We start from the raw sequence: 16896 nt of genomic DNA, 5'->3' as shown, positions 1-16896 counted from the left end.
GCCTGTGCTCGTGCCTGTGTCGCCCGCGGCGAAATGGCCGCCGCCGGTGCGCACGAGCGGCGGTGCTCAGCGCGGCTTCAGCAGGTAGTCCGCCATCAGCCGCGCATGGGGCTCGGTGACGCCCATGTTGGGCATGGCCGTGGCGGGGTCGATCTGCTGCGGCGCGCGGATCCAGCGCGCCAGGTTGTCCGGTGTGCCGGCCAGTCGACCGGCCAGCAGCCGGCGGCGCGACAACTCGTGCAGCGGCGGGCCGACATGCGTGTCCGGCCCGACCACGCCCGGGATGCGGTGGCAGGCCACGCAGGCGTACTGGGCCAGCGCCAGCCGGGCCTGCTCGTCGCGGCTGCGCGCCTGCACCGGTTGCTGGTCGGCGGTGTCGGTCGGCGTGCAGTTGCCGGGCACTGGGCAGGGTGCCGAAGCAGTGGCGCAGCGTTGCGCCTGGGCTTGCGCCATCGCGCCGGCATAGCCCTGCGGCGAGAGCAGCGCCAGCCGGTCGACGAAGCCCACCACGGCCCACAGCTGGCCGTCGCTCAGCCGCAGCTCCCAGGCCGGCATGCCGCTCATCTTGATGCCGTGGCGGGTGATCCAGTAGATCTCCCGCGGGCGCCAGCGGCGGGCCGCGTCGACCAGCGGGCCGGGCAGCGGCTGCAGGCTCTTGCCGACATCGCCTTGCGCGACGCCGGGGCCGCCGTGGCACTGCACGCAGTGCTCGCGGTAGCAGGCCGCGCCCTGTGTCAGAAGCGCCGGGTCCTGTAGCGGCGGCGCTTCGATCGTCGCGGCGCGGGCGCGCACCGAATGGATCATCGTCGTCTCGAGCAAGGCGTAAACGCTACCGGTGTGCGAAGACGTTGCCGAAATATCGTAGAGACCCAGCCGTACCACCACCGCTGCGCCGGCAAGCATCAGCAGCAGGGTACCCAGCAGGGTGAGGGTGGCCTTCATGGTGGCGGATGGGGCAGGGGAGGCTGGGCGTCCCTGCAAGGCGCGGGCCTTCCCGGCGGCAGTGGGGCGGGCATGATTCTTGACCTTCACGGCGGTGATGACTGCCGTTCTGTTCGTTTGCTTGCGGCCGCGCGCCGCAGCTGCGGTGTTGATGCTGGCTGCGCTGTTGCCTGCGCTGGGCGGCTGCGCGCGCGACGAGGCGCCGGCCGCGGCCTTCACGACAGTCGCCGGCGGCGACGCGGCACGCGGCCGCGAGTTGCTGCTGCAGCACCAGTGCGGCAGCTGCCACGTGATTGCCGACGTGCCCGCTGCGGCGGGCCGCGTCGGGCCGTCGCTGTCCGACTTCGGCCGCCGCAGCTACATCGCCGGCCAGCTGCCGAACACGCCACAGGCCCTGCAACAGTGGCTGCAGCAGCCGCAGGCGCTGGTGCCGGGCACCACGATGCCGGACATGGGCGTGCGCGCCGCCGATGCACGCGACATGGCAGCATTCCTGCTGCAGCCGCGATGACGGCCGTGGCGGCGGCGCCAGAGGCCTCGGTGCTGCATCCTGCCGGCGAGCAGGCGGCGGTGCTGCACGAGATCAACCTCGTGCTGATCGTCGGCGGCACGCTGATCTTCGTCGGCATGCTGCTGCTGCTGGCCCGCGCGGTGTGGCCACGGCCACGGCGCGAGGTGCCGCTGAGCCGCTGGGTGCTGGACGGCGGCGTGGTGTTTCCGGCCGTGGTGCTGGGCCTGCTGTGGCTGTATGCCAGCGGCCGCAGTGCCGACCTGGACCGCATGCCGGCCGCGCCGGCACTGACCATCGCGGTGACCGGGCACTTGTGGTGGTGGGACCTGCGCTACCACGATGCAGCCAGCGGCCTCGACCTCCGCGGTGCCAACGAACTGCGGCTGCCCGCCGGCCGGCCGACGCTGCTGGGCCTGGCTTCGGCCGACGTGATCCACAGCTTCTGGGTGCCCGCGCTCGGCGGCAAGCGCGATCTGGTGCCCGGCCGCGTCAACCACCTGATGATCACGCCCACACGGCCCGGCGTGTACGGCGGGGTCTGTGCCGAGTATTGCGGCCTGCAGCACGCCCGCATGGCGCTGCGGGTGGTGGTGATGCCGCCGGCGGAGTTCGACCGCTGGCTGGCCGCGCAGGCCGTGCCGGCGGCGCCCGCTGCGTCAGCAGAATCGGCGGCCGCGGAGTCCGGCCGCCAGGCCTTTGTCGCACAAGGCTGCGCGGCCTGCCACACGGTGCGCGGCGTGGCCGAGCAGGGCGCGCTCGGCCCCGATCTCACGCACGTGGCCGGGCGCATGAACCTGGGCGCGGGCGTGCTGCGCAACGGACCGGGCGCGATGCGGCAGTGGCTGGTCAGCGTGCAGGCCTTGAAGCCGGGCGCGCGCATGCCCTCCTATGCGCATCTGGACGCGGCCACGCTGGACGCGCTGGCCCGTTGGCTCGAGCAGTTGCATTGAGGGCGCGGGCCGCTACGACGATGGCTGAGCCACTGCGCCGATGAGCCCGCCACTGGCCGAACCCGCCGCACCGGCGGCCCCCCTGCCGAACCGACTGCCCCGGCCGGCGGACGAACTGCCGGCCCTGGAACGCGCTTGGCTGCAGCCGCAGGGCTGGCGCACGATCTCGGCGGTCAACAACACGACGATCGGCAAGCTCTACATCGCCACCGCACTGCTGTTCCTGCTGCTGGCCGGCGTGCTGGCGCTGCTGATGCGGGCGCAGCTGGCGCTGCCGGGCCAGAGCCTGCTGGGTGCCGCGACCTACAACCAGGTCTTCACGATGCACGGCACGGTGATGATGTTCCTGTTCGCGGTGCCGGTCGTCGAGGCGGTGGCCGTGTTCCTGCTGCCGAACATGCTGGGCGCGCGCGATCTGCCGTTCCCGCGGCTGTCGGCCTACGCCTTCTGGGCCTATGCCGTCGGCGGGCTGGCCTTCTTCGCCTCGCTGTTCTTCGGCCTGGCGCCCGATGGCGGCTGGTTCATGAACCCGCCGCTGACCAGCCGCGTGCATTCGCCCGGCATCAACGCGGACTTCTGGCTGCTGGGCATCGGCTTCATCGAGATCTCGGCGATCGCCGGCGCGGTGGAGCTGATCATCGGCATCCTGATGACCCGCGCGCCCGGCATGACGCTGGGCCGCATGCCGGTCTATGCCTGGTCGATGCTGGTCGTCGGCCTGATGATCGTGCTGGCTTTCCCGGCGGTGATCGCCGGCACCGCGCTGCTGGAGTTGGAGCGCGCGTTCGACTGGCCGTTCTTCGATGCCACGCGCGGCGGCGACCCGCTGCTGTGGCAGCACCTGTTCTGGTTCTTCGGGCATCCGGAGGTCTACATCATCTTCCTGCCGGCCGCCGGCATGGTGTCCACGCTGCTGCCGGCGCTGCTGGGCGTGCCGCTGGCCGGCTACCGTGCCATCGTCGCGGCGCTGCTGGCCACCGGCGTCATCAGCCTGCTGCTGTGGGCGCACCACATGTTCACCGCCGGGCTGGGCTCGCTGGCGATGAACTTCGCCTCCCTCGCCAGCTTGGCGGTGGCCGTTCCGGCGAGCGTGCAGGTCTTCGCGTGGATCGCCACGCTGTGGCGCGGCCAGGCGCGCCTGAACACGCCGACGCTGTTCATCCTGGGCTTCCTGGTCAGCTTCATGCTGGGCGGGCTGACCGGCGTGATGCTGGCGGTGCTGCCCTTCGACTGGCAGGTGCACGACAGCTACTTCGTCGTCGCCCACCTGCACTACGTGCTGATCGGCGGCATGGTGATGCCGCTGATCGCCGCGCTGTACTACTGGATGCCGCTGCACAACGGCCATGGCTTGAGCGAGCGCTGCGGCCGCTGGGTCTTCGGCCTGTTCTTCGGCGGCTTTCACCTGAGCTTCTTTCCGATGCACATCGCTGGCCTGCGCGGCATGCCGCGGCGCGTCTACACCTACGATGGCGGCCTGGGCTGGGAGGGTCCGAACCTGTTGTCCTCGCTGGGCGCGGCGGTGCTGGCCGGCGCCGTGCTGCTGCTGGCGATCGACCTGCTGCGCGTGCTGCGCCTGCCGCCGCGCGCGCATGGCAACCCGTGGCATGCGCCGACGCTGGAATGGCTGCCCGCGGCCGTCTACGGCACGCGCAGCGTCCCGCAGGTGGCGGGGCGTGAACCGCTGTGGCAACAGCCCGGGCTGGCCGCCGAGGTGGCCGCCGGCCGCCACTGGCTGCCGGGCACCGCCACCGGCCGTTGCGAGACACTGGTGACCAGCCCGCGCGACGCGCTACCGCGGCATGTGATCGTGCTGCCGAGCGCGGGCTGGCCGCCGCTGCTGGCGGCACTGTTCACCGCGGCGTTCTTCCTGCTGCTCACCGTGCAGTGGGTGATCACCGCCTTCGCCTGCGGCGTGCTGGCCGTGGCCTGCATCGTGGCCTGGCTGTGGCAGAGCGACCGGGTACCGATCGGCAGCGCGCAGATTGCCGATGGCGTGTGCGTGCCGGTGGGCGCGGTGGGCCGGCGATCGCACACCTGGTGGGCGATGGTGATCCTGGCCGTCGTCGACGCCACGGTGCTGGCCTCGATGGCCTTCGCGCATGTGCACTTGGCGATGCTGCAGCCGGTGTGCCCGCCGCCCGGTGCCGCGCTGCCGGCGCTGGCCGATGCGGGTGCGGCGGCCGGCGGCTTTGCGCTCAGTGCAGCGCTGCTCGCGGCGACCGGCCGCGGCCTGTCGCGGCGGGCCTTGTCGCGCTGGCGCGTGCTGCCGCTGGGCGGCGCCGCGGTGCTGATGAGTGCCGCTCTCGTGGGCTTGCTGCAGGCGCACGGCGCTGCCGGGCTGGAGCCCACGGCGCAGGGCTGGAGCGCGACGATCGCCGCACTGCTGGGCTATCAAGGCCTGCATGCCGGCTGGCTGCTGCTGGCCGCGGCTTACCTGGGCGCGCGGCTGTGGCAAGGACTGGTCACGCCACGGCAGCGCGCCAGCTTCGACAACATCGCGCTGCTCTGGTACGGCGGCTGTGCCGCGGGCATGGTCGTGGCACTTCTGCCCTACGCCCTGCTGGCATAACATCGGGCGCCGCAGTTGCAAGACTTCCATCGCTCGCGCGTGAAGGATCCGGTGACTCCATGGCCGATTCCGTGACGCCCCAGGCCGTTGCCGAAGAAGCCGGCCCGCAGCCCAGCCACCTGCCTTTTCCCGTGGTGGGCATCGGCGCGTCGGCGGGCGGCCTGATGGCGCTGCAGCGGCTGCTGTCGCAGATGCCGGCCCGCAGCGGCATGGCCTTCGTCATCATCCTGCACCTGTCGCCCCGGCACGAGAGCAATGCGGCGGAGATCCTTCAACGCAATACCGCGATGGCGGTGATGCAGGTGAACGAGTCGGTGCAGATCGAGGCCGACCATGTCTACGTCATTTCGCCGACACATGACCTGACGATGGATGACGGCTGGCTGCGGCTGGTGCCCTCGCAGCGCCCGCGCAGCGGCGTTCACGTCGCCGTCGACCTGTTCTTCCGCACGCTGGCCCAGGTGCACGGCGCGCGCAGCATCTGCGTGGTGCTGTCGGGCACCGGCAGCGACGGTGCGGTAGGCCTCACGCACGTGAAGGAGGCCGGCGGCGTCACGCTGGCCCAGATGCCGGAGGACGCCGACTACGACGGCATGCCGCGTGCGGCCATCGCCACCGGGCGGGTGGACATCGTGCTGCCGGTGGACGAGATGGCGCAGCGCCTGCTGGACCTGTGGCGCAACATGCGCGAGATCCGCATGCCCGCCGACCTGGCCGAGCAGCTGGGCGTCGAGAGCGAACAGTCGGCCGATGCCACGCAGCGCGCCGAGGCGGCGCTGGGCGACATCATGACGCTGGTGTGCCTGGCCACCCGGCACGACTTCAAGCACTACAAGCGCGCCACGATCCTGCGCCGCATCGAACGCCGGCTGCAGGTCAATGCGCTGCCCGATCTGGCGGCCTACCGCGACTATCTCAAGCAGAACCCCGACGAAACCAAGCTGCTGCTGCAGGACCTGCTGATCAGCGTCACCAACTTCTTCCGCGACCGCGAGGCCTTCGAGGCGCTGGAGCGCGAGGTCGTGCCGGCGCTGTTCCAGAACCGCCGCCGCGATGAGCCGGTGCGCGTTTGGGTGGCCGGCTGCGCCACCGGCGAAGAGGCCTATTCGGTGGCGATGCTGCTGCACGAGCGCGCCGAGCGCACGGCCGATGCACCGGACTTCCAGGTTTTCGCCACCGAGATCGACGAACGGGCGGTCACCCTGGCCCGCGCCGGCCGCTATTCGTCGGCCATCGTCGCCGACGTGCCGACCGCCGACGAGGCCGCGCGCCAGACCATCGCGCAGCTGGAGCAGGAGATCCGCCAGATCAAGGAACACCTGCAGGGCACCATCGAACACGCGGAGACCTCGACCGAGGAGCTCAAGGCCTCGAATGAGGAGTTGCAGGCCATCAACGAAGAGTTGCGCTCGGCCACCGAGGAGCTGGAGACCAGCAAGGAAGAACTGCAGTCGACCAACGAGGAACTGACCACCGTCAACTACGAACTGAAGGCCAAGGTCGAGGAGACCAGCCTGATCAACGACGACCTGCAGAACTTCATTGCGTCGACCGACATTGCCACGGTGTTCATCGACAAGGGGCTGCAGATCAAGCGCTTCACGCCGCAGGCCTCGACGGTGTTCAACCTGATTCCCTCGGACCTGGGGCGCTCGCTGCTCGACATCACGACCAAGCTCGACTACCCCGAACTGGCCGACGACGCGCGGCGGACCTTTGCCGAGTTGCGCAGCTTCGAGCGCAGCGTGCGTGCGCACAACGGCCGCCACTTCCTGGTGCGCTTCCTGCCGTACCGCACGGCCGACGACAAGATCAGCGGCGCGGTGCTGACCTTTGTCGACGTCAGTGCGCTGCGGGTGGCCGAGCAGCGCATGCGGCTGAGCGAGGAACGCCTGCGCACCGCCGCCGAGGCGACCAAGGACTTCGCGATCATCACCAGCGACAAGGCTGGCCTGATCACCGCCTGGAACGCGGGTGCGGTGCGCCTGTTCCAGTGGCGCGACGACGAAGCCATCGGCCAGCCGCTGGCGTTGATCTACACCGAGGAAGAGCGGGCGCATGACCTGCCCGAGCAGGAACTTCGCCGCGCCGCGCGCGATGGCCGCATCGAGTCGGCGCGCTGGCAGTTGCGCAAGGACGGCACCTCGGTCTATTGCGGCAGCGTCACTGCGCCGCTGGGCGGCGAGCCCGATGAGGGCTTTTCGATCATCGCGCGCGACATGACCGAGCAGAAGCAACTGGCGCTGGCCCAGGAACTGGTGCTGGCCCAGGAGCAGGCGGTGCGCCAGCAGGCGCAGGCCGCCAGCAGCCTGAAGGACGAGTTCCTGGCGGTGATGTCGCATGAGTTGAAACACCCGCTGAACCTGATCCACACCAATGCCGAGTTATTGACGCGTTCACCCGAATCGCGTGCCGTGCCCACCGTGCTGCGGGCGGCCCAGGCCATCCAGCGCGCGGCCTGCAGCCAGGCGAAGATCATCGACGACTTGTTGGACCTGTCGCGCATGCGCACCGGCAAGCTGGCGCTTCACCTCGAGGCGATCAGTCTCGACGAGGTGGCCGACGCCATCGTGCAGGCCGCGGCCCAGGAAGCCGGCGACCGGCGAGTGGCCCTGAATCTGCAGGTCGATGGGCGTCCGCTGCCGGTGGAAGGCGACCGTGTGCGCCTCGAGCAGATCATCTGGAACCTGCTGAGCAATGCCCTGAAATTCACGCCCGAGGGCGGGCGCGTCGATGTGACTTTGGGGATCGTGGACGCCCACGTGCGGCTGACGGTGGCCGACACCGGCCGCGGCATCGACCCGCGCTTCCTGTCGCGCATCTTCGAGATGTTCATCCAGGAGAGCCGCTCGCCCGCCAGCGAACGTGGCCTGGGCATCGGCCTGGCCTTGACCCGGGAACTGGTGCAAGCGCACGGCGGCCAGATCAGCGCGCACTCCGACGGCGCGAGCCGGGGGGCCCGTTTCGAAGTGCTGCTGCCCCTGCACCGCGCCGTCGCGCCGACGCTGCAGGCCGGCGGTGGCGACAGTGCCGAGCCGCTGGCCGGCCTGCGGGTGCTGGTGGTCGACGATTCGCAGGAGACGCTGTCGACCTTCGGCGAACTGCTCAGCTTGTCCGGCGCGCAGGTGGCCACGGCGGCCAGCGGCCGGCAGGCGCTGGAAGTGCTGCGGCGTCAGTCCTTCGACTTGCTGATCTCCGATCTGGGCATGCCGCAGATGAGCGGCTACGACTTGATGGCCGCGATCCGGCGCGTGCCAGCGTGGGCACCGATGATGGCCATTGCACTCAGCGGTTATGGTCGGGATGCCGATGCGCAGAAAGCCCAGGACAGCGGCTTCGATGCCCACCTGACCAAGCCGACCGAATTCGACGCGCTGATACGCACCGTGCAAGCGCTGAAGCTGCGGCGCGGCACGGCGCGGCAGGCCGGCGACACGCCGCGCGGCGACGCGACAGCCGACAGCGTGCCGCGCTGATCAGGCCCCGGAACGGCGCGGCCGGCCGTTCTGCGGATGTTCCGGCGGGCCGGTGTCGGGGTGCCGTTTGGTCGGCAACTCGGTGCGGTGGCCGGGGTCGGTGGGCGGCGCCGGATGACGGTCCGGCGGGACGACGGGGGCGCTCACCGGCTGCCCTTCTTCGTGCGCGACCCACTGTCCTTTGGGCGCGGGGGCACCTGGGCGCCGGCGTGGCGGGCTTCCGACAAGCCGATGGCGATGGCCTGCTTGCGGCTGGTCACCTTCTTGCCGGACTTGCCGCTTTTCAACGTGCCCTGTTTGCGTTCGTGCAGGGCCTTTTCCACCTTGGCGGAAGCTTTCGAATCGCTGCGTGGCATGGTGCGTCTCCTTGGCTTCGCCCCGCGGCCAGTGGCCGCCCGGGCCGTACCAGAGTGCGGCAAGCCGCATGCCCGCCAGCCCGGGACCGCGCTGCGGCCTGGGTCGGCACACCGTTTGCTGTAACGCCCCAATGCATCGATACCCCCTTGCCGGGTTTCACCATGGACAGCGAAGACATCGAAGACATCGACGACATTGCCGAGCGCTATGCGCAGTTGCGCCTGCAGCTCGATGAGGCCTACACGCGCCTGCCAGGGAGCAGCCAGCACATCGACCGCATCGCCGGCGAGATGCTGCCGCTGGAGCGGGCGCTGGCCGCTCGGCATTCCACCTGGGACAAGTGCTCCTGCAGCGTCCGGCCCGCAGACCCGCCAGCACGCACTGCGGCCCCACTCGGCTGCCGCTGGGGGCCGCCGTGAACCTCAGGGCTCGGCAAAGAGCAGGGCCGGGTGTTCCAGCCGCTCACGCAGGCCCTGGATGAAGGCCGCGGCCAGCGCGCCGTCAACGACGCGATGGTCGAAAGACGAGGACAGGTTCATCATCGGCCGCCCGACGATGGCGCCCTCGCGCATCACCGGCCGCATCACGATGCGGTTGACGCCGACGATGGCCACCTCGGGCAGGTTGATCACCGGCGTCGAGGCGATGCCGCCGAGCCGGCCCAGGCTGGTCACGGTGATCGTCGAGCCGCTGAGTTCGTCGCGCGTGATCCTGCCGGCACGCGTGTGCTCGGCCAGGCGTGCGATGTCGGCCGCGCAGGACCAGAGGTCGCGCGTGTGCGCGTCGCGCAGCACCGGCACCATCAGGCCGGCATCGGTTTGTGTGGCGATGCCCACGTGCACCGCGTCATGCAGCGTCAGCACGCCGGCTTCGTCGTCGAAGCGCGCATTGACCTGGGGATGGTCGCGCGCGGCCAGCACGATCGCGCGGATCAGGAAGGGCAGCAGCGTCAGGTGGGCGCGGCGATCCGCCCATCGTGTGTTGAGTTGCGCGCGCAAGGCCTCCAGCTCGCCGACGTCGACTTCCTCGACATAGCTGAAGTGCGGGATGCGTCGCTTGGACTCCTGCATGCGCTGCGCGATCTTGCGGCGCAGGCCGATGATCTTGATTTCGTGCGTGGCCGCATGCGTTGGCTCATGCCTTGCATCGGGCGCTGCCGCGACCGGCATCGCGACCGGCATCGCGGCTGGCGCCGCAGCGCGAGACCCGCCGCGCGCCAGATGGGCGTCGAGGTCGGCCTGCATGGTGCGGCCGGCCGGGCCGGTGGCCGCCACCTCCGCCAGGTTCACGCCCAGTTCCCAGGCCCGCGCGCGCAGCGCCGGCGAGGCGATTGGCCGGGTCGGCGCATGGGTTGGCGGGCGTGCCTGCGCGCGCATGTCCGGGCGCATGCCCGGTGGCGCCGATGGCGTGCGGGGCGCGGCCGCTGCGGACCGCACCGCGGCGGGCTGCACGGCGAGCGTTGCCGCAGCACTGACGTCCCGCGGCCGCCCGCCCTTGGCCATTTCATCGCCGCCGGCACCGTCGATGCGCACCAGCTCGGCACCCACCGCCAGCATCTGCCCGACCTCGCCGCCCAGCGCCTGCACCGTGCCTGCCAGCGGCGACGGGATCTCGACCGTGGCCTTGTCGGTCATCACGTCGGCCAGGGCCTGGTCCTCGACGACCCGGTCGCCCAGCTTGACGTGCCAGGCCACCAGTTCGACCTCGGCGATGCCTTCGCCGATGTCGGGCACCTTGATGACGTGAACGCTCATGCTTCCATCACCCGCTGCAAGGCCGCGGCCACGCGCGCCGGGCCGGGAAAGTAGGCCCATTCCAGCGCGTGGGGGTAGGGCGTGTCCCAGCCGGTCACACGCTCCACCGGCGCTTCGAGCTGGTAGAAGCACTGCTCGCCCACCAGCGCCGCGAGTTCGGCGCCGAAGCCGCTGGTGCGCGTGGCCTCGTGCACGATGACGCAGCGGCCGGTCTTCTTGACCGATTCGACCAGCCTGTCCAGGTCCAGCGGCCACAGGCTGCGCAGGTCGATGATCTCGGCGTCGATGCCGGTTTCGCTGGCCGCCGCTTCGCAGACATGGACCATCGTGCCGTAGGCCAGCACCGTCACCTCGGTGCCGGGTCGGAACACCTTGGCTGAGGTGAGCGGCACGGTGTAGTAGCCATCCGGCACCTCGCTGGACGGCCGGGCCGACCACGGCACCAGCGGCCGGTCGTGGTGGCCGTCGAAGGGTCCGTTGTACAGCCGCTTGGGCTCGAGAAAGATCACCGGGTCGTCGCACTCGATCGCCGCGATCAGCAGCCCCTTGGCGTCGTAGGGGTTGCTCGGCATCACCGTGCGCAGCCCGCAGACATGGGTGAACAGCGCCTCCGGGCTCTGGCTGTGCGTCTGCCCGCCATAGATGCCGCCGCCGCAGGGCATGCGGATGGTGATCGGTGCCGTGAAGTCGCCCGCCGAGCGGTAGCGCAGCCGGGCCGCTTCGGAGACGATCTGGTCGGAGGCCGGGTAGAAGTAGTCGGCGAACTGCACCTCGACCACCGGCCGCAGCCCATAGGCCGCCATGCCGATGGCCGAACCGACGATGCCGCCTTCGGAGATCGGCGCGTCGAACACGCGCGTGCGGCCGTGCCGGGACTGCAGGCCTTCGGTGCAGCGGAACACGCCGCCGAAGTAGCCCACGTCCTGGCCGTAGACGATGACGTTGGGGTCGCGCTCCAGCATCACGTCCATCGCCGAACGCAGGGCCTGGATCATCGTCATCGTCGACATGCTCAGGTTCCGGGCGGTGCGTAGGCGGCGGCCTCGCGGAACTGCGCCTGCAGGTGCGCCGGCATGTCGCCGTAAACGTCCTCGAACATCGACGCGAGCGGCGGGATGTGGCCGTCCTGCAGCGTGCCATGCAATTCGGCCTGCTTCAGCGCGGCCAGCACCTGCGCGTCGAGCTCGGTCTGCAGCGCTTCATGCTGGGCTTCGGTCCAGGCGCCGAGCCCGATCAGGTGCTGCTTCAGCCGGGTGATCGGGTCGCCGAGCGGGAAATGCTGCCAGTCGTCCGCCGGCCGGTAGCGCGAGGGATCGTCGGACGTCGAATGCGCGCCGGCGCGGTAGGTGATCCATTCGATCAGCGTCGGCCCCAGATTGCTGCGCGCACGCTCGGCGGCCCAGCGCGAGGCGGCGCAGACGGCCAGGAAGTCGTTGCCGTCGACCCGCAGCGAAGCGATGCCGCAGCCCACGCCGCGCTGCGCGAAGGTGGTGGCCTCGCCGCCGGCGATGGCCTGGAAGGTGGAGATGGCCCACTGGTTGTTGACCACGTTCAGGATCACCGGCGCGCGGTACACATGGGCGAAGGTCAGGGCCGTGTGGAAGTCGGCCTCTGCGGTCGCGCCGTCGCCGATCCACGCCGATGCGATTTTTGTATCGCCCTTGATCGCCGAGGCCATGGCCCAGCCGACCGCCTGGATGAACTGCGTCGCCAGGTTGCCGGATATGGTGAAGAAGCCGGCGCGCTTGTACGAGTACATGACGGGCAACTGCCGGCCCTTGAGCGGATCGCCCTGGTTGCTCATCAACTGGCAGATGAGTTCCACCATGGGCACGTCGTCGCGCGCCAGGAGCAGGCTTTGCTGGCGATAGGTGGGAAAGCACATGTCGCCCTGCTGCAGCGCGAAAGACTGGGCCGTGCCGATCGCCTCCTCGCCCAGGCTCTGTATATAGAACGAGAGCTTCTTTTGCCGCTGCGCGATCAGCATGCGCGCGTCGAAGATGCGCGTCTTCATCATCGAACGCAGTCCCTTGCGCAAGCGGGCCGGTTCGAGCTCGGGGACCCAGGGCCCCACGGCGCGGCCATCCTCGTCCAGTACGCGGACCAGCCCATAGGCCAGGTCGTGGGTTTCGCGGGGGGTGGTGTCCGTTGGCGGCCGCCGCACGGCGCCGGCGGGCGACACATGGAGGTAGGAAAAATCGGTCTCGCAGCCGGGTCGCCCGGAGGGCTCCGGCACATGCAAGCGAAGCGCTTGTGGTGTGCTCATTCATTCACTCCGCGCCCGGTTGTGCCAGGCGCCTGTTCAAGGATGTGGACCCGAGCACAGCGGGTAGCCATGCCGGTCCGGAGTTTGCGCCTTGGCGCAGAGATCGAGTGTATGGGAAAAAAATCCCGCGCGGCCGCCTTCGTAGTCCTCCTCCTACCCTCCGTAATCTCCTACTGGCGACGTCTGCAAAAACCTACAAGATTCACTGTTCCGCAAGCTGTAGATTGCGCCATGGCACGCAAGCGTCGGACTGATCCCAACATGGACCGCAAGCAACAGCCCTCCAGCAAAGACAGCTCCAACGTTGCAGATCGCGGCGGCGCGGACCCGCGCGCCAGGGTAGGCCGCTCGGGTGAAGGCTCGGCGAGCGCGCTGGCGACCCTCCAGAGCATCGAGCGCGATCGCATGCGATCCCGGCCCGAAGACGACACTTCCATTAGCTGAGTGCCTGGACCCACGGCTGTCAGGACCCGCTTAGCAGCGGGCTCGCGCCGTATTCGCGACAATGCCCCATCGATACTGACCGGGGCGAAACATGCCGAATCACAGCTGCGATCTGTTCGTCATCGGCGCGGGCAGCGGTGGCGTGCGAGCCGCGCGCATGGCGGCCCAGCGTGGCGCCCGGGTAGTGGTGGCCGAGGCCGCGGCACTGGGCGGCACCTGCGTCAATGTAGGCTGCATTCCCAAGAAGCTCTATAGCTATGCCGCGCATTTCGCGGACGACTTCAGGGACGCGGCGGGCTTCGGCTGGCATGCCGAACAGCCTCGATTCGATTGGGCGGTGCTCAAGGCCAACCGCGCCGGCGAGATCACGCGCCTGAACGACGTCTACCAGAACCTGCTGGTGGACGCGGGCGTGCAGATCGTCACGGGCTGGGCCCAGCTGCAGGATCCCCATACCGTGCAGGTGCAGGCGGCCGCCGGCAAGGAAAGCTTCAGGGCCCGCCACATCCTGGTTGCCACGGGCGGGCGGCCCAGCGTGCCGGTCTTTCCGGGCTGCGAGCACGTGGTCAGCTCGGACAGCATGTTCGACCTCGATCCTTTTCCGCAGCGGCTGCTGGTGGTGGGCGGCGGCTACATCGCCTGCGAGTTCGCTTCCATCTTCAACGGCCTGGGCTCCAGGGTCACGCAGCTCTATCGGGGCGCGCAGGTGCTGCGCGGCTTCGACGACGACGTGCGCAGTTTCATCGCCCATGAGGTTCGCAAGCACGGGGTCGATCTGCGCACCGGCATGGACGTCAAGGGCATCGAGAAGACGGGCCGTGGCCTGAACGTGACCTTGACAGATGGCAGCTGCCTGGTGGCCGACACGGTGCTGTACGCCACCGGGCGCGTGCCCAATGTCGCGGGACTGGGGCTCGAAGCTGTGGGCGTGGCGCTGGGCAGGCACGGCGCCATCGTGGTCGATCAGGGCTATCAGACGTCGGTGCCTTCGGTCCATGCCCTGGGCGATGTCACGGACCGCCTGCAGCTAACGCCCGTGGCATTGGGCGAAGCGATGGTGCTGGTCGATCGCCTGTTCGGCAACGGTCAGCGCAAGATGGGCTACGACTTCGTTCCCACGGCGGTGTTCACTCATCCGAACGTCGGCACGGTGGGCTACGGCGAGGCCGAGGCGCGCAAGGTCTTCGGCGAGGTGACCGTCTACCGCGCCGAGTTCAAGGCGCTCAAGCACACCTTGAGCGGCAGCTCGGAGCGCACGCTCATGAAGCTGGTGGTCGACGCCGCCACCGACCGGGTCGTCGGCCTGCACATGGTGGGCCCGGACGCCGGCGAAGTGGTGCAGGGCTTCGCTGTGGCGATGAAGGCCGGCGCGACCAAGGCCGTGTTCGACAGCACCATCGGCATCCATCCCACGGCGGCCGAAGAGTTCGTGACTATGCGCGAGGCGGTCGTGGTTTAGGCAAGCCCTTTCCCTCAGGCCAGCAGCGCTACATTGCCGCCCGCAGCGGTGGTGTTGATGGTCAGCGTCTGCTCGGCGCAGAAGCGGTACAGGTAGTGCGGACCGCCCGCTTTCGGGCCTGTGCCCGACAGGCCTTCGCCGCCGAAGGGCTGGACGCCGACCACGGCGCCGATGATGTTGCGGTTGACGTAGACGTTGCCGATATGCGCCTGCGCCGCCAGCGCCTGGGCCCGACTGTCGATGCGCGTCTGTATGCCCAGTGTGAGGCCATAGCCGAGCGCGTTGATCTGGGCGATTACGGCTTGCGGATCGCCGCTCCAGCGCACGACGTGCAGCACCGGGCCGAAGATTTCCTGCTTGACGTCGGCAATGGCGGCGACTTCGAAGGTCTGGGGCGGGATGAAAACTTGATTGTCATCCCGGGCTTGACCCGGGATCCACGGTTGGCGCGCCGAGGTAGATGCCGGATCGAGTCCGGCATGACAGGATTTGGCGGTGACGTAGAGGCGATCAAGGTGCCTGCGAATCCCTTCATACGCGTCCCTGTCGATCACCGGCCCCACATCCGTACTCAACAGCGCCGGGTCACCCGTCACCAGTTCGCGCGCCGCACCCTGGATCATCTCGATCACGCCGTCGGCGATGCCCTCATGCACGCACAACAGGCGCAGCGCCGAGCAGCGCTGGCCGGCCGAGCGGAAGGCGCTTTGCACCACCGCATCGGCGACCTGCTCGGGCAGCGCGGTGGAATCGACCAGCATCGCGTTGATGCCGCCGGTTTCGGCGATCAGGGGAACAATGGGGCCATCCTTGGCCGCCAGCGCGCGCTGGATGATCTTGGCGACCTGGGTGGAACCGGTGAAGACGACGCCGGCGATGCGTGGGTTGGCCACCAGCGCCGCGCCGACGGTTTCGCCGGGGCCGTGCAGAACTTGCAGCGCATCCTGAGGCACGCCCGCGCCGTGCAGCAGCTTCACAGCTTCCGTGGCGATGGCGGGCGTTTGCTCCGCCGGCTTGGCCAGCACCGTGTTGCCCGTAGCCAGCGCGGCCGCGACCTGGCCGGTGAAGATGGCCAGCGGGAAGTTCCACGGGCTGATGCAGACCCAGGGCCCGCGCGGCGTGAGCCGCAGCTCATTACTCTCGCCGGTCGGTCCCGGCAAGGCAAGGGGCTGCATGATGCGCTCGGCTTCGTTGGCGTAGTAGCGCAGGAAGTCCACCGCTTCGCGCACTTCGGCCACACAGTCGCCCCAGGTCTTGAACGCTTCTTTGACCAATAGCGCGCACAGGTTGGGCATCTGGGCCTCCATCGCATCCGCGGCGCGGCGCAGCACGGCGGCGCGCATCGCGACCGGCGTCGCGCGCCAGGCGGGAAACGCCGCTGCCGAGCGCTGGACTGCGCCGTCCACCTGCGGCACCTCGAAGACGGGAATGACCGGGACCTGTACCGCGTCGTACGCCGCGAGCAGGGGTGCGCGCATGGTCTCCACCGTGAGATCCAGGCCCATGCTGTTTTTGCGCTGCGCCCCGTACAGCTCGGGCGGCAGGGGCAGCGAGGGCTGCGACTGCAGCCGCAGAGGCGACACCAGCAGCTGGTCCATGCCCACCGACTCGTCGGCGAGCTGGTGCACGAAGGAGGAGTTGGCGCCGTTCTCCAGCAGGCGCCGCACCAGATAAGCCAGCAGGTCGCGATGCCGGCCCACGGGCGCGTAAACGCGGCAGCAGATCAGCGGATTCTTCAGCACCTCGCGATAGATGCCTTCGCCCATGCCGTGCAAACGCTGCAGCTCGAATTTGGATGAGGTTCGAGATGCCATCTGCAGGATGGCGGCAATCGTGCCGGCGTTGTGCGTGGCGAATTGCGGAAAGATCACGTCCTGCGCCGCCAGCAGCGCGCGGGCACAGGCGAGGTAGGAGATGTCGGTGTGGTGCTTGTGGGTGAACACGGGGTAGTGGGGCAGGCCCATCTCTTGCGCGCGCTTGATCTCGGCGTCCCAATAGGCGCCCTTGACCAGCCGGCACATGAAGCGCAGGCCGTACCTGCGAGCCAATGAGGCGACATGCTCTATCAGTTCCAGGGCCCGGGTCTGGTAGGACTGCAGCGCCAGGCCGAAGCCTTGCCAACGCGGGTGCTGGCGCGCGATCTGGGCGGCCAATGCCTCGAAGAC

At 69.4% G+C, this 16896-nt stretch carries 13 protein-coding genes; 7 read left to right on the top strand and 6 right to left on the bottom strand.

Going from position 1 to position 16896, the window contains the following annotated elements:
- Positions 1 to 66 precede the first annotated feature (66 nt).
- Positions 67 to 942 (bottom strand): c-type cytochrome, encoded by an 876-nt coding sequence (locus tag VLK61_RS06960; protein ID WP_325419565.1) that lies wholly within the window; start codon positions 940 to 942, stop codon positions 67 to 69.
- A 97-nt stretch (positions 943 to 1039) separates the two neighbouring features.
- Between VLK61_RS06960 and VLK61_RS06955 the strand changes: the two genes are divergently transcribed.
- Genes VLK61_RS06955 through VLK61_RS06940 form a run of 4 tightly spaced genes read left to right on the top strand, consistent with a single transcriptional unit; the run spans position 1040 to position 8451 of the window.
- Positions 1040 to 1453 (top strand): c-type cytochrome, encoded by a 414-nt coding sequence (locus VLK61_RS06955; RefSeq protein ID WP_325419563.1) that lies wholly within the window; start codon positions 1040 to 1042, stop codon positions 1451 to 1453.
- The gene (locus tag VLK61_RS06950; RefSeq protein ID WP_325419561.1) at positions 1450 to 2403 is read left to right on the top strand and encodes a cytochrome c oxidase subunit II; all 954 of its coding nucleotides are present in this window, start codon (positions 1450 to 1452) and stop codon (positions 2401 to 2403) included. Before VLK61_RS06955 ends, VLK61_RS06950 begins: the two co-directional genes overlap by 4 nt.
- A gap of 40 nt (positions 2404 to 2443) precedes the next feature.
- The gene (locus VLK61_RS06945) at positions 2444 to 4975 is read left to right on the top strand and encodes a cbb3-type cytochrome c oxidase subunit I (RefSeq protein WP_325419560.1); all 2532 of its coding nucleotides are present in this window, start codon (positions 2444 to 2446) and stop codon (positions 4973 to 4975) included.
- 59 nt (positions 4976 to 5034) lie between these two features.
- Positions 5035 to 8451 carry a chemotaxis protein CheB gene (locus VLK61_RS06940; protein ID WP_325419559.1) on the top strand — a complete coding sequence of 1139 codons (3417 nt, stop codon included), beginning with the start codon at positions 5035 to 5037 and terminating at the stop codon, positions 8449 to 8451.
- A gap of 143 nt (positions 8452 to 8594) precedes the next feature.
- On the opposite strand, the gene VLK61_RS06935 is transcribed toward VLK61_RS06940, so the two are convergent.
- Entirely contained in the window at positions 8595 to 8807 is a 213-nt protein-coding gene (locus VLK61_RS06935) for a DUF6496 domain-containing protein (protein ID WP_325419557.1), read from the bottom strand.
- Positions 8808 to 8969: 162 nt separating this feature from the next.
- Here VLK61_RS06935 and VLK61_RS06930 point away from each other — a divergent pair, with 162 nt between their 5' ends.
- Positions 8970 to 9227, top strand: a complete 258-nt coding sequence (locus tag VLK61_RS06930; RefSeq protein WP_325419555.1) for a hypothetical protein — start codon at positions 8970 to 8972, stop codon at positions 9225 to 9227.
- Positions 9228 to 9230: 3 nt separating this feature from the next.
- Here the strand turns inward: VLK61_RS06930 and VLK61_RS06925 are convergent, their stop codons facing one another.
- Genes VLK61_RS06925 through VLK61_RS06915 form a run of 3 tightly spaced genes read right to left on the bottom strand, consistent with a single transcriptional unit; the run spans position 9231 to position 12828 of the window.
- The gene (locus tag VLK61_RS06925; protein ID WP_325419553.1) at positions 9231 to 10562 is read right to left on the bottom strand and encodes a dihydrolipoamide acetyltransferase family protein; all 1332 of its coding nucleotides are present in this window, start codon (positions 10560 to 10562) and stop codon (positions 9231 to 9233) included.
- A complete protein-coding gene (locus VLK61_RS06920) occupies positions 10559 to 11572 on the bottom strand; it encodes an alpha-ketoacid dehydrogenase subunit beta (RefSeq protein WP_325419552.1) in 1014 nt (337 codons plus the stop codon). The genes VLK61_RS06925 and VLK61_RS06920 overlap by 4 nt, the downstream gene beginning before the upstream one ends.
- A gap of 2 nt (positions 11573 to 11574) precedes the next feature.
- Positions 11575 to 12828: a 3-methyl-2-oxobutanoate dehydrogenase (2-methylpropanoyl-transferring) subunit alpha gene (locus VLK61_RS06915; RefSeq protein WP_325419550.1), complete on the bottom strand. Its 1254-nt coding sequence runs from the start codon at positions 12826 to 12828 to the stop codon at positions 11575 to 11577.
- Positions 12829 to 13089: 261 nt separating this feature from the next.
- On the opposite strand from VLK61_RS06915, the gene VLK61_RS06910 reads away from it, so the two are divergent.
- Both VLK61_RS06910 and gorA read left to right on the top strand, forming a co-directional pair.
- Positions 13090 to 13272, top strand: coding sequence for a hypothetical protein (locus tag VLK61_RS06910; protein WP_325419548.1), 183 nt, complete (start codon positions 13090 to 13092; stop codon positions 13270 to 13272).
- Positions 13273 to 13363: 91 nt separating this feature from the next.
- Positions 13364 to 14731 (top strand): glutathione-disulfide reductase, encoded by a 1368-nt coding sequence (gene gorA, locus VLK61_RS06905; RefSeq protein WP_325419546.1) that lies wholly within the window; start codon positions 13364 to 13366, stop codon positions 14729 to 14731.
- A 14-nt stretch (positions 14732 to 14745) separates the two neighbouring features.
- Here gorA and VLK61_RS06900 read toward each other — a convergent pair.
- The coding region (locus tag VLK61_RS06900; protein WP_325419544.1) for an L-glutamate gamma-semialdehyde dehydrogenase at positions 14746 to 16896 on the bottom strand (2151 nt) is incomplete at its 5' end.

This window comes from Aquabacterium sp. (genome assembly GCF_035476535.1).
Classification (GTDB): Bacteria; Pseudomonadota; Gammaproteobacteria; order Burkholderiales; family Burkholderiaceae_C; genus Pseudaquabacterium.
This window is presented reverse-complemented; position numbering and strand designations above follow the sequence as displayed.

Excerpts from the sequence above, each read along its gene's own strand:
- VLK61_RS06960 (WP_325419565.1), bottom strand. The coding sequence starts at position 942 with ATGAAGGCCACCCTCACCCTGCTGGGTACCCTGCTGCTGATGCTTGCC.
- VLK61_RS06955 (WP_325419563.1), top strand. The coding sequence starts at position 1,040 with ATGACTGCCGTTCTGTTCGTTTGCTTGCGGCCGCGCGCCGCAGCTGCG.
- VLK61_RS06950 (WP_325419561.1), top strand. The coding sequence starts at position 1,450 with ATGACGGCCGTGGCGGCGGCGCCAGAGGCCTCGGTGCTGCATCCTGCC.
- VLK61_RS06945 (WP_325419560.1), top strand. The coding sequence starts at position 2,444 with ATGAGCCCGCCACTGGCCGAACCCGCCGCACCGGCGGCCCCCCTGCCG.
- VLK61_RS06940 (WP_325419559.1), top strand. The coding sequence starts at position 5,035 with ATGGCCGATTCCGTGACGCCCCAGGCCGTTGCCGAAGAAGCCGGCCCG.
- VLK61_RS06935 (WP_325419557.1), bottom strand. The coding sequence starts at position 8,807 with ATGCCACGCAGCGATTCGAAAGCTTCCGCCAAGGTGGAAAAGGCCCTG.
- VLK61_RS06930 (WP_325419555.1), top strand. The coding sequence starts at position 8,970 with ATGGACAGCGAAGACATCGAAGACATCGACGACATTGCCGAGCGCTAT.
- VLK61_RS06925 (WP_325419553.1), bottom strand. The coding sequence starts at position 10,562 with ATGAGCGTTCACGTCATCAAGGTGCCCGACATCGGCGAAGGCATCGCC.
- VLK61_RS06920 (WP_325419552.1), bottom strand. The coding sequence starts at position 11,572 with ATGTCGACGATGACGATGATCCAGGCCCTGCGTTCGGCGATGGACGTG.
- VLK61_RS06915 (WP_325419550.1), bottom strand. The coding sequence starts at position 12,828 with ATGAGCACACCACAAGCGCTTCGCTTGCATGTGCCGGAGCCCTCCGGG.
- VLK61_RS06910 (WP_325419548.1), top strand. The coding sequence starts at position 13,090 with ATGGACCGCAAGCAACAGCCCTCCAGCAAAGACAGCTCCAACGTTGCA.
- gorA (WP_325419546.1), top strand. The coding sequence starts at position 13,364 with ATGCCGAATCACAGCTGCGATCTGTTCGTCATCGGCGCGGGCAGCGGT.